At 62.7% G+C, this 11,995-nt stretch carries 9 protein-coding genes; 6 read left to right on the top strand and 3 right to left on the bottom strand.

The annotated features are described in order from the left end of the window. Positions 1-86 precede the first annotated feature (86 nt). The 4 genes from ACFQDI_RS16375 (at position 87) to ACFQDI_RS16360 (ending at position 6,581) form a co-directional block, all read left to right on the top strand. The gene (locus tag ACFQDI_RS16375; protein WP_377169223.1) at positions 87-1,058 is read left to right on the top strand and encodes a S1C family serine protease; all 972 of its coding nucleotides are present in this window, start codon (positions 87-89) and stop codon (positions 1,056-1,058) included. A 40-nt stretch (positions 1,059-1,098) separates the two neighbouring features. Further along, positions 1,099-2,931 carry a hypothetical protein gene (locus tag ACFQDI_RS16370; protein WP_377168685.1) on the top strand — a complete coding sequence of 611 codons (1,833 nt, stop codon included), beginning with the start codon at positions 1,099-1,101 and terminating at the stop codon, positions 2,929-2,931. A gap of 21 nt (positions 2,932-2,952) precedes the next feature. Further along, the gene (locus tag ACFQDI_RS16365; protein WP_377168683.1) at positions 2,953-5,205 is read left to right on the top strand and encodes an FG-GAP repeat domain-containing protein; all 2,253 of its coding nucleotides are present in this window, start codon (positions 2,953-2,955) and stop codon (positions 5,203-5,205) included. A gap of 95 nt (positions 5,206-5,300) precedes the next feature. Beyond that, entirely contained in the window at positions 5,301-6,581 is a 1,281-nt protein-coding gene (locus ACFQDI_RS16360) for a dihydroorotase (RefSeq protein ID WP_377168681.1), read from the top strand. A gap of 3 nt (positions 6,582-6,584) precedes the next feature. Here ACFQDI_RS16360 and ACFQDI_RS16355 read toward each other — a convergent pair whose 3' ends face one another. Both ACFQDI_RS16355 and ACFQDI_RS16350 read right to left on the bottom strand, forming a co-directional pair. Then, complete coding sequence (locus ACFQDI_RS16355; RefSeq protein WP_377168679.1) at positions 6,585-7,247, bottom strand: response regulator; 663 nt, start codon at positions 7,245-7,247, stop codon at positions 6,585-6,587. 4 nt (positions 7,248-7,251) lie between these two features. Further along, positions 7,252-8,457, bottom strand: coding sequence for a sensor histidine kinase (locus tag ACFQDI_RS16350; RefSeq protein ID WP_377168677.1), 1,206 nt, complete (start codon positions 8,455-8,457; stop codon positions 7,252-7,254). A gap of 291 nt (positions 8,458-8,748) precedes the next feature. Between ACFQDI_RS16350 and ACFQDI_RS16345 the strand changes: the two genes are divergently transcribed. Next, a complete protein-coding gene (locus tag ACFQDI_RS16345; RefSeq protein ID WP_377168675.1) occupies positions 8,749-9,633 on the top strand; it encodes a polyprenyl synthetase family protein in 885 nt (294 codons plus the stop codon). Between the two features lie 136 nt (positions 9,634-9,769). Here ACFQDI_RS16345 and ACFQDI_RS16340 read toward each other — a convergent pair whose 3' ends face one another. Next, complete coding sequence (locus ACFQDI_RS16340; protein ID WP_377168673.1) at positions 9,770-10,402, bottom strand: LolA family protein; 633 nt, start codon at positions 10,400-10,402, stop codon at positions 9,770-9,772. Between the two features lie 119 nt (positions 10,403-10,521). On the opposite strand from ACFQDI_RS16340, the gene fabF reads away from it, so the two are divergent. Further along, entirely contained in the window at positions 10,522-11,766 is a 1,245-nt protein-coding gene (gene fabF / locus ACFQDI_RS16335) for a beta-ketoacyl-ACP synthase II (RefSeq protein WP_377168671.1), read from the top strand. Positions 11,767-11,995 lie beyond the last annotated feature (229 nt).

Raw genomic sequence — 11,995 nt, 5'->3', positions numbered from 1 at the left:
GCATGAGATGCGCGGAGCTTCGCCGAGTCAAGATATGCAAAAAGAACTCGTATCCGCAAACACGTCCGCTAGAGTTCAAACCCGTGATGCGAAACAACCTGAGCTTCGGAATCCTGGCGGCGGCCTGCCTTGCAGCCCCTTCTTTGTCGGCAGAAAACGTCAGGATCGTGCTCAAAAACGGTGCCGAGCTGCGCGGTGAAGTGCTCAAGGACCGTGAAGACACCGTCGTGCTGGACCTCGGCCACACCGTGCTCACCGTGCCCCGCTCCGAAGTCTCTCTCTTTGAAAAAGCTGGCGCCGCCGCCGCCAAAACCGCCGCCGTTCAGGGGGAGGACATCTATTTTGTGGAACCCTCACGTGAGGCCATGACGGTGGAAAAAAACGTGCAGCGCGTGGCCGAGTCCGTGGTGCAGATCCAGACCGCTTCAGGCCTCGGCTCCGGCTTCATCATCAACAAGCTCGGCTACGTCATCACCAACCAGCACGTCATCGCCGGCGAGCGCGAGATCACCGTGGTGGTCTACCGCAAAAAGCCCGACGGCCTGGAGAAGCAGCAGTTCACCAAGGTGAAAATCATTGCCATGAACGGCTTCCTCGACCTCGCCATCCTGCAGATCGACGATGAAGCCGTGGACAGGCTGCCCTTCGTTCCCTTGGGGGACTCAGACGCCCTCACCCAGGGGCAGGATGTGTTTGCCATCGGCAGCCCTCTGGGGCTGGAGCGTTCCGTCTCCAAGGGCATCGTCAGCATCCGCGCGCGGGAAAGCGGCGGCCGCTGGTACATCCAGAGCACCACGCAGATCAACCCGGGCAACTCCGGCGGCCCGCTCTTCAACGCACGCGGCGAGGTCGTGGGCGTGAACAACATGAAGACCGCCGGCGTGGGCGTCGAGGGCCTGGGCTTTTCCATCCCCTCCAGCGTCCTCAGGCTCTTCCTCAAAAACCGCGAGGCCTTCGCCTTCGATCCGCGCAATCCCAACAGCGGCTTCCGCTACCTGCCCCCGCCGGCACCACCCCGGCAAAAAACAAAGCCGGATTCTGTAACCACCGGCGGCTGATTTTTCTGTACCTGGTATGACCCTCTTCCTTCCCCCCTCCATGAAACGCGCCTCCCTCCTTTTCTCGCTGCTGCTCACCAGCATCCTCCCCGCCTCCGCCGCAGACCGGCTGGAGCAGTGGTACAACCTCATGCCGAAAAACACCGTCGGTGTCATCGCCATCAAGAACACCCCTGAGCTGCTCACAGACTGGGACAAAAGCAGCTACGCGAAGTTCATGCAGGACGACGAGGCCAAACGCTGGATGTCTCCCATGCGCAAAGACGGCGACGCCCCCTGGGACAAGTTTTTCAAGGACATCTACGGCACCGGCATGTATGACACGCTCAAGGAATACCCGGGCGCGGTGGTCAGCTACCTTGTAATTGGCGACATCAGCCAGTTCGACAAAAATCCCCCCAACGTCTCGCTCTGCGAAGTCGGCGGCAAGCAGAAGGAGATCGAGGCTCAGAAGCTCGCCGAGGTGGAGTCCAAGAAAAAGGAAAACCCCGACCTCAAGCTCCGCACCGAAGACATCGGAGGCGTGAGCGTGCAGATCGCAGCGCTTTCGGATGACGCGGATGCTCCTTGGGTCATGGGCTGGGGCGTAGTCGGGGACGTGATGATCGAGGCCAACACCCACGCGCTCATGGAATACATGGTCGGCGCCCTCAAAAACAACGCCGGAGATCCTCCCGGAGCCGCTCGTGAACACCTCACACGCATCGGCCAGTTCACCAACGGCGGCGGAGACATGATGATCTACTTCAACGGTGTGAAACTGCTCGAGCTCGGCGAGCAGGCCCTCACCGCCGCAGAGGCCAAAAAGAAGGCGGAGGGCAAGGCCAACGCCGGCATGGGCCTGGACTTCAAGCCGCAGATGATCATGGACATGCTCGGTGCCAAGGAGCTGCAGGCCTTCGCTCTCACCGCAGAGCTCACGGACACCCAGTCACGCATGGACATGACCATCCTGCATCCGGAAAAGCCCTCCGGGCTGCTTGCCCTCATGCGTGGCACCAGCAATGAAGTCTCCCTGCCCGCCTTCATTCCCGCCGGCATCCTCACCGCCAGTGTCTCGCGCATGGACTTCGGCAGGGTCTATGACTCGCTCCTCGGCATGCTTGGAAAGCTCGGCCCCATGTCGATGATGGTCACCATGCAGCTCGCTCAGTTCGAAGGCCAGCTCGGCTTCAAGATCCGGGATGATCTCTTCGGCAGCCTGTCAGATGAAGTCATCCAGGCCCAGGACGGCGCTGGCACCAAGGAAAGCCAGGTCATGGGCTTCAAGATCAAGGATGCCGACAAGCTCGGCGGCGCGCTCGAAGGCCTCAAACGTTATGTCGGCGCAGGTTTCGGCGCTTTTGAGGAGAGCGACTACCTCGGCTTTGCCATCAACGCCCTCAAAGTTTCCCAGACTTCCAACGCCGCCACCGAAGTCGCCTACTGCAACACCGGCAAGTACCTGCTCATCTCCATAGGTGGCCAGGACACTCTGAAAAAAGTCCTGGGCCGCATGAAGGACCCCTCCGGCCCCAGCATCTGGGAGACTCCCCACGTTCAGAGCCTCCTCTCCATTGTGCCTAAAAACTACAACGGCGTCGGCGTCACAGATGCGGGCCGCCTCATGACCATGGTCGCCACCGCCGCAGCCGCTCTCGAGAGCAAAACCGGCGCAAAGGCCAAAACAGCCGCAAAAAAGAAAGGCCCGGGCAAAAAGGCGCTCTCCCCGGAAGAGGCCGTCACCGCAGCAGCCAGCGGCTGGTTTGACTCCAGCGCTCGCCCCTCCAACGAAACCTTCGAGCGCTACTTTGGCAGCCTGCTCAGCGCCAGCTATTCCCACCCGGACGCCATTCAGGTGCACTACCTGACCACCCCCGTCGAGGCCAAGTAATCCCCACTCCCACCACTCACCATGCGCCTTGCTCTCCTGCCCTTGCTGCTGGCGACCAGTGTCCTTGCCGAAAAGCCGGCACTGTATTTCGACGGGCCGGAGATCGTGAAGCTCGACTGGAACACCGCCAGCCCGCGTGCCGCTGACTTTAATGGCGATGGCCTGACAGACCTCGCCATCATCAACGCCTCGCGCGCACGCATCGAGTTCCTCCTCCAGCGCAAGGACGGCGTTCAGACCGGCACCCCGGAAAAATCCGCCCGCGCAGACCGCTGGAACCCGGTCCTCGAAGTCTCCCGTTTCGACAAGCAGCCGCTCGTCATCGGGCGTGCCGCCCTCGCGCTCGCCGTGGGCGACTGGAATGCCGACAAGAAGGCGGACATCGCCTTCATCACCGACGAGGACAAGCTCGTCCTCCGCATGCAGGATGAAAAAGGTGTCTGGGCGGCCAAGCGCGAGTTCACTCTCGACTCCACCGCCGACGACACCGAAGTGCTCGTCGCACGCGATTTGAATGGCGACGGCCGCGATGACATCGCCCTGCTCACCAGCACCCGCCTGATGGTACTTCTCCAGGACAAGCCCGGAGGCTGGGCGGAGCCGCAAAACTACGCCCTGGGAGAGGGCGGCTGCGCCGGACTCAGCAGCACCGACCTCAACAACGACGGACGCCCCGATCTTTTTTACACCTCCCCGGATGGCGATGCCCTGCTCGTGCGCCTTCAGAACGAGGGCGCAACCTTTGGCGAAGAGTGGCGGCTCGAAATCCCCGCCGCCAGGCACTGGCTGCATTCCATCCGCCTCGGTGCAAACAGCACAGGCGTCGCCTGGATCCAGGACGAAACCAACATGGTCGAAGTCGCCAGACTTACCCAGGGAGCCGCCGAACCCGATGCCGAGCGCGCCGCCACCATCCGCTACGCCATGCCTCCCACAGAGGCAAAAAACGGGGCTGTCGCCTTTGGCGACCTCACCGGAGACGGCCTGCCGGACGTCATCATGTCAGAGCCCAAGGCCGCACGCGCCTGGCTCTTCCAGGGCGGCAGCGGCGGCACCTTCAGGGAAGGGCGTGAGTTTCCCATCCTCAGTGGCGTCGAGTCGCTGGCCATTGCCGATGTGGATGGTGACAAAAAAGCCGAGCTCGTGCTGCTCAGCCCCGCGGAGCAGTCCGTCGGCCTTGCCCGCTGGCAGGACAACCGCCTGCTCTACCCCGAGATCATCTATCAGGCCAAAGAGGGCGAAACCCTGCTCACCCTGACCACCGACTCCGCCGTCCTCTGCGTCACCGAGATCAAATCCAAGCCTCAGCTCGTCACCCTCCGCAAGACCGCGGCGGCCAAAGGGTTCACCGCCACCACTCAGGAGCTCACCATCAAAACCGGCCGCATCAGTGGCATCCGTGTCGTCGATGCCAATCAGGATGGCCGCGGCGACCTCGCCCTTTTTTCCAATCTCGGCCCGCTGCAGATTCTCCTCAGCACCGCAGACAGCAAAGCGCCCTTCAAACGCGTCGAAGGCATCCCCGACGCCTTTGTGAGCAAGCTCGCCCCCGCCGCACTCACCACCGGAGACCTGGACGGCGATGGCAAGCCGGAGATCATCATCGCCCACCAGCAGCTGGCCCGGGCTTTCAAAGTCGATGCCGAGGGCAGGGCCAGCATCGTGGAGCAGTTCAATGCACCCGATGCCGCCGCAGAGCTGCACAGCGCGCTCGTTTCCCGCAAAAATGGCAAGACCTCCGTGCTGCTGATCGACGCCACACACAGCCGGCTGCACGAACTCACCGCCGGCGCTGACCGCGTCTATCGCCCCGACCACACCCATGCCCTGCCCGCCATGACGCCCGAGCTCTGCGCCCTCATGGCTGCAGAGAAAAACACCCGCCTGCTGCTGCTCGGCAAGACCAGCTTCCAGCTCGCACCGCTGGACGGCTCCACCCTCAAGCTCGAGACTGTGGCCAGCTTTGACAGCGAGCTCAAGGACACCTCCCCCTCAGACCTCCTCACCGCCTCGTTCTCAGGCGGTGACTTTGATGACATCGCCCTGCTCGACACCTCCAAGAGCCGCGTCGTCGAAATCTTCCAGCCCGCATCCGCGCAAAAATGGGACAGCGCCATGTACTTCCGCGTGTTCGAAACCGACCCGCACTTCCGTGGCAAAACCGGCCTAGAAAACGAGCCCCATGACTACGCTGCGCTCGATCTCAACGGCGACGGCCGGCTCGACCTCTGCCTGCTCACGCACGACCGCGTGCTCCTCTATGTGCGCCAGTAGCGGCACCTGCGCTGCGCCCTGAAACCGCCCCTGCGTCAGAGGATCTCATTTCACAGGCTTGCACAGGCTGAAAAAATGCCTGACATCATCGCTTCATGAAACGCCTCTACCGCAACGCCCAGATCGCCAGCGAAGACAGCCCGCAGCTCCAGACGGCCGACGTGCTCGTCGAAGGCGGCAGAATCATCGGCGTGGCGGCAGGCATCGGCGGTGTTGAAAATGCGGAGGTCATCGACTGCACCGGCCGCATTCTGCTGCCAGGCCTCTTTGACACCCATGTCCATGCCCGTGAGCCCGGCCAGGAGGACAAGGAAAACATCGCCTCCTGCTCGGAGGCCGCGATCAATGGCGGAGTCACAGGCTTCGTCATGATGCCCAACACCACACCCGCCATCGACAGCGCAGGTGTCGTCCGCAGCGTGCTGGAAAGCGCCCGCCGCACCCGCATCGGCCCCGGCATTCACACCGCAGGCGCCATCACCAAAGGCCGCAAAGGCGAAGAGCTTGCAGGTATCGCCGGCATGAAGGCCGCTGGCTGCGTCATGCTCACGGATGACGGCTACGCGGTGGACAATCCCCAGGTGCTCCGCCGTGCCATGGAGTACGCCCGCGACTATGACCTGCCGCTGTCCAGTCACTGCGAGCTCAAGGCGCTCACCGGCAAGGGCTGCATGCATGAGGGCAGCATCAGCTACGCACTCGGTCTCCCCGGCATCCCCAACATCAGCGAGGAGATCTGCATCTCACGCGACATCCGCCTCGCCGAATACACCGGCGTGCATCTCAACATTCAGCACGTCACCACCGTCGAAGGCATGCGCACCATCAGGCGTGCCAAGGACCGCGGCATCCGCGTCACCTGCGAGGTCACGCCTCATCATCTCATGTTCAACCATGAGCACATCGGCGACTACGACACGCACTACAAGATGAATCCCCCCCTGCGCACGCCTGAGGACAATGCCGCGCTCCTTCAGGGCCTCAGGGACGGCTGGTTTGACGTCATCGCCACCGACCACGCCCCGCACACCCCGTTTGAAAAAAACCAGGACTTTGCCAGTGCGCCCTTCGGCATCACCGGCCTGGAAACCGCCCTCGTCTCCCTCTACGACCGCTTCATCTCCAAGGGCCTCCTCGGCTGGCAGCTCATCGTGCGGCACTACAGCGCCGGGCCCCGCCGCCTCATGAAGCTGGCGCCCGTGCCCATCCAGGAGGGCGGCACCGCCGAGTTCATCGTCTTCAATCCCGCCCGCACCACCACCTTCAGCCGCGACTTCATGAAGTCCAAGAGCCTCAACACCCCCTTCCTCGACAAAACGCTGCAAGGCATGGTCGAGCGCGTGATCTATCGCGGCGAGGAGCTGCTGGCGCGCTAGGCTTCACCCCAGCCCGAGATTCCGCGCCATCAGCGCGGCGCTCGTGCGGTCCGGCACCTGCAGTTTGTCGAGCACGCAGGTCATGTGGTTTTTCACCGTGCCCTCCGCAAGGTTCAGCGCCGTGGCGATCTCCTTGTTGCTCATCCCTCTCACCAGGTGGCGCAGGATGTCCCTCTCACGCCGGGAAAGCTGGCTGGCGCGGTGGCGCTCCTCCACGCTCAGCAGACCGGTCTGTGAAAGCCGGTTGAACTCGGCCACCACATGCGTGGCGATCGCAGGCTGCAGGTACGTCTGTCCGGCTGCGACGGCCCGGATCGCATCCACCATCTGCGGCACCGGGGTATCCTTCAGCATATAGCCTGAGGCGCCCGCGCGCAGCGCCTCAAACACATCCTCCTCCTGGTCAAAGACTGTCAGCACCAGCACCCGGATCTCCGGATGCACCGCACGGATGCGCCGCGTGGCCTCCGCCCCGCACATCACCGGCATGCGCAGGTCCATCAGCACCACCTGCGGCCGGTGCTCAGCGCTCCGGTGCAGGGCTTCCTCTCCATTGGCAGCCTCCGCCACGATCTCCACCCTGCTGTCGAGCCCAAGCACGGCCTGCACCGCCTCGCGAAACGGGGCCTGGTCATCGACGAGCAGGATCTTGATCGGTGAGTTCATGCGTTTATCCCGGGACCACCATGCGGCAAAAGCCGCCGCCGCGCTGCTCACTTCCTGCGAAAAAGCTCCCATTTAGCAGCACCGCGCGCTCACGCAGGCCTTTCAGCCCATGGCCGTTTTCGGGCATGGCGCTGAAGCCCCGCCCGTTGTCAGCCACACTGAGCGCCACACTCGTGTCCGAGGTGAAATCAAGATGCACCGTGATCTCTGACGCACCCGCATGCCTGCACGCATTCGTGATGCCCTCCTGCGCACAGCGGTACAGGGAGATCTCCACCAGGGAGGGCAGCGGGCGCGATTTCCCAGACTGCTGCAGCACCAGCTTCAGCCCCGGCCTCTCTGCTCCGGTGATCAGGGAGGTGAGTGACTCCGCCAGGGTGCGCTCATCCTGCGGTGTGGCTCGCAGCGAGGACACCGACCGGCGGATTTCCGCCAGCCCCTCCCGGCTCGAACGCTGCGCCTTCTGAATCGAATCCAGCGCACGCGCAGGCGACTCATGGAGCAGGGCCTGAGCTGCTTCGAGCTGCACCACCACCACCGTCAGGCTGTGCCCTACCGCATCATGAATCTCCCGGGCCAGACGGTTGCGCTCCTGCTCCACCGCCACCACCGCCGCCTGGTCCGCCCGCAGCTCCAGCTGGGCATTGGCGGAGCGCAGCTCCGCCGCCACGCGCGCCGTGTTCTTCCGCTGCCTCGACGCCTGCGTCATCACAAAGCAGCAGCCCATGATGAACACACTCGTGGTCAGCTGGCCGCATGCCCAGTACAGCGCCGGGTACACCCCTTGGACGACGTATTCACGCGCCGAAGAGACCGCCAGCATGAGGCACAGCACCACCACCATGTGCAGACGCCGCGTCAGCAGCACTCCGGCAAAGCCCGCTGTCGGCATCCAGAACCACTGCTGCATGCCGATGGGGTTGATCTCCCCAGACGCATGCGTGCAGGCAATGGCCAGCAGAAATTGCACACCAAACACCCGGGCCGCCTGCAGGCCGCATTTCCCCTCCTCCATCCCTGGCTTGTCAGGGTGATAGAGGTCACACAGCAGCCAGCGCAAATGAAAAAGATTCCAGCCAAACGCCGCCAGCCCGCAGATGATCAGCATCACCATCTCGGAGCGCATCGCCCGCTCAAACATCAGGTAACCGATCCAGCCAATCGGCATCAGGCTGATCCATGCCAGGATCATGCTTGCGACCAGGACCATCCAACTGGCGGAAACCTCCGGCCTCCCCTGATTTGAACTCCCCCCTTTGTTAGTCTGTTGTTCGAAAGATTGAGACACCACTTTTGAAACCATTCAGATCCTTATCTTTCACAGATTTTTATTATTCGCGAACATTCCCCGCGCCACATGACTTTAGTCATACGCACCAGCCCAAATGTTGAATCTGGTTTAATCACCCTAGCAGGATTTCTGCCACTGCGCCTCCCACCAGCTTTCTCACCCCGGCAATCCCCGCTTGAATTGAGGCAGACTTACGGCTTCACAGTGCCCATGTCCGATCTCAAAGAATACCTCGCCCAGCGCTGCCAGCTTGTGGATGCCGCACTCAACCGCCTCATCCCGGACGCTGCCACACGGCCCATGACGCTCCACAAGGCCATGCGCCACAGCATGTTCGCCGGCGGCAAACGGCTGCGGCCCATTCTCTGCCTGGCCGCGGCGGAGGCCTGCGGCGGCTCCATCGATGACGCCATCTACAATGCCTGCGCCGTCGAATGCCTCCACACCTACTCCCTCATCCACGATGATCTGCCCTGCATGGATGATGACGACATGCGCCGCGGCGTTCCCACCTGCCATAAAGTCTATGGCGAGGCCATGGCCCTCCTCGCAGGGGATGCCCTGCAGGCCCTGGCTTTTGAACTGGTGACCAAAACCCCCATCGCCTCTCTCCACCCCGCTGCCGTCATGGTGCTGGAACTCGCACGCACGGCAGGAAGCCTCCACCTCGTGGGCGGCCAGGTGGCGGATCTCGAGGGCGAGGGCAAAAAGCTCCCGCTGGAGGACCTCCGCTTCATCCACGAAGGCAAGACCGCTGCCCTGCTGACCACCAGTGTCAGGCTCGGAGCCATGAGCGCCAATGCCAGCCCCGACCAGATGCAGGCGCTGCACGATTTCGGCATGGCCACCGGCCTGGCCTTCCAAATCATCGACGACATCCTCGACGTGACCCAGACCAGCGAAAAACTCGGCAAAAGCGCCGGCAAGGACGTCGAGTCAGAGAAGAGCACCTACCCCGCGCTCATGGGCCTGGAGGCCTCCCGCACCGAGGCCCATCGCCTCACCGAGGCAGCCAACCGCGCCTTGGATGTGTTTGGCGACTCTTCCACACGCCTTCGCCAGCTGGCGGACTACCTGTTGAACCGGGATTATTAGACCTGACGTTCATGAGTGAACTTCTGTCCAAAGAGGATGTCATCGGGCATCGGATCTGGGTTCCTCGCACAAACATTCACTGGCCTGATTACGGTGACTACTGGGAATGGCACGCCAACCATTCGCAGGATGCCTCTCACTGCGGCTGAAACAGCGGCGTGAGATCCCCGGCAACCTTCTCAGGCGGGCCAAAATTGAGCAGCAGGGTGGAGCCATCCCCCTGCACCACACGGAAACCCAGCAGCCTCCTGCCCCCGGGCTCGATTTGCATGTCGAGCTGCCTGAGATACTTTTTGATCAGCAGCGGCCGTGGAATCATCGCCACAGTGACGAAGCTCTTCTCCTGCTGGGTGATCCTGAGCGTGAAGTTGTTCGTCAGCGAACCGGCGTCCATCTCCCGGCCGCTGAGAAATTTCATCCACATCCGCACCCGGCTGTCATCCGGCTTCAGCGTCTGCCAGGGCGTCTCCGCGCTCTCTTTGAGCCGCACCGTTTCTTTGTCAAAAACCAGGATCGTCGCCGCAGGCTGCCCTAGCTCCAGGCGAAACCGGCCGTCGGCCATGCGCCAGAACCGCCCGCTGGCGGTGACCGGCTCCTTCAGCGCAGGCGTGGTACGCGTCTGCTGGAAGGCGACCTTGATGCTGCCAATGTCCTTCTGCGCCGCCATCCATGCCTGCATCACCGGTGGAATCGGCGGGGGCTCAGTCGCCGCCAGGGCAGGCAGTGTCAGCGCGAAAACAGCAGCAAAAACGGAGGGCAGTCGGATCACACCGCCAGCAGGACACCCAAATCCCCCGTGTCTCAAGCCTTTCGCTGCCATGTTTTCCCTTGCCCCCCCGTGCAAACCGTGTTCTCTGACCCTTCACCCCAACCCCCTACTTCACACACATGAGCGAACGTCGCGTCGTCATCACCGGCATGGGAGCCATCGCCCCCAACGGCAACAACAAAGATGACTTTTGGAAAAACCTGGTGGCAGGCAAGAGCGGGATCCGCCGCATCCAGTCGATGGACACGGAGAAGTACGACTGCAAGATCGCCGGTGAAGTGGTGGACTTTGACCCCACCGTCCATTTCAACAACCACAAGGACGCCCGTCGTGCGGACCGCTACTTCCAGTTTGCCATGGCCGCCTCCAAAATGGCCGCCAAGGACGCCGGTCTCAACCCCGACAGCCTGGACCCCCACCGCGTCGGCGTCATGGTGGGCAGCGGCATCGGCGGCCTCAGCACCATCGAGACCCAGTATGAGATCCTGCTCAACAAGGGTCCAAACCGCGTCTCCCCCTTCCTCATCCCCATGATGATCACCAACATCGCCAGCGGCATGATCGCGGCAGAATATGGTTTCATGGGCCCCAACATGGTCATCGTGACCGCCTGCGCCACCTCCAACAACAACATCGGGGAAGCCTGGCGCATGATCAAATTTGGCGACGCCGACGTGATGATCGCCGGTGGTGCCGAGGCCTCCATCCGTCCCTGCGGCCTCTCAGGCTTTGCCAACATGAAGGCTCTCAGCCTGCGCAATGACGAGCCCGAACGCGCCTCCCGCCCCTGGGACAAGGACCGCGACGGCTTTGTCATGGGCGAAGGCGCAGGCGTGGTCGTCATTGAAGAACTCGAACACGCCAAGAAGCGCGGTGCCACCATCTACGCTGAACTCGCCGGTTACGGCGCCACGGCAGACGCCTACCACCTCACCTCCCCGCATCCGGAAGGCCTCGGCGCCGCCAAGTGCATGGAGATGGCCCTGCGCCACGCCAAGCTGAACACCACCGACGTGCAGTACATCAACGCCCACGCCACCTCCACCCCGGTGGGCGACCTCTGCGAGCTGCGCGCCATCAAGCGCACCTTTGGCGACTACGCCACCAAGGGCCTGCTCGTCTCCGGCACCAAATCCATGACCGGTCACCTCCTCGGCGCTGCCGGCGGTGTGGAGCTCATCGCCTCCGTCATGGCCATCAAGGACCAGGTCATCCCGCCCACGATCAACGTCGAAAACCTCGACCCCGAAGTGGACGTAGACATCGTGCCAAACACCGCACGCCCCGCCAAGGTGGACGCCGCCCTGAGCAACTCCTTCGGCTTCGGCGGCCACAACGCCGCGCTGCTGATCAAGAAGTTCTAAAACTGAACTGGAATCACAAGACGGGTGTGGCGCAAGCCCACCCGTCTTTTTTTGGCGGATGCCATGGGAGCTCTCTTTTATACCACGATCAGTTAAAAACGGGTCTGAAGGTGGAGGCACGAGCTGACGGAGGGGGATCATCTTGATCCCCCCACCTGCAGCGTGTTCGCGGATGTGCGAGAGCGCTGGCTGGCCTCATGGAATGCTGACACCCACCAGTGAGACCTGT

It is taken from the genome of Prosthecobacter fluviatilis (assembly GCF_042655725.1).
In the GTDB taxonomy this organism is placed as follows: Bacteria; Verrucomicrobiota; Verrucomicrobiia; order Verrucomicrobiales; family Verrucomicrobiaceae; genus Prosthecobacter; species Prosthecobacter fluviatilis.
The sequence above is the reverse complement of the archived record's forward strand: the minus strand, read 5'-3'. Positions and strand labels throughout refer to the sequence as shown.

Excerpts from the sequence above, each read along its gene's own strand:
- ACFQDI_RS16355 (WP_377168679.1), bottom strand. The coding sequence starts at position 7,247 with ATGAACTCACCGATCAAGATCCTGCTCGTCGATGACCAGGCCCCGTTT.
- fabF (WP_377168671.1), top strand. The coding sequence starts at position 10,522 with ATGAGCGAACGTCGCGTCGTCATCACCGGCATGGGAGCCATCGCCCCC.
- ACFQDI_RS16375 (WP_377169223.1), top strand. The coding sequence starts at position 87 with ATGCGAAACAACCTGAGCTTCGGAATCCTGGCGGCGGCCTGCCTTGCA.
- ACFQDI_RS16360 (WP_377168681.1), top strand. The coding sequence starts at position 5,301 with ATGAAACGCCTCTACCGCAACGCCCAGATCGCCAGCGAAGACAGCCCG.
- ACFQDI_RS16365 (WP_377168683.1), top strand. The coding sequence starts at position 2,953 with ATGCGCCTTGCTCTCCTGCCCTTGCTGCTGGCGACCAGTGTCCTTGCC.
- ACFQDI_RS16350 (WP_377168677.1), bottom strand. The coding sequence starts at position 8,457 with ATGGTCCTGGTCGCAAGCATGATCCTGGCATGGATCAGCCTGATGCCG.
- ACFQDI_RS16370 (WP_377168685.1), top strand. The coding sequence starts at position 1,099 with ATGAAACGCGCCTCCCTCCTTTTCTCGCTGCTGCTCACCAGCATCCTC.
- ACFQDI_RS16345 (WP_377168675.1), top strand. The coding sequence starts at position 8,749 with ATGTCCGATCTCAAAGAATACCTCGCCCAGCGCTGCCAGCTTGTGGAT.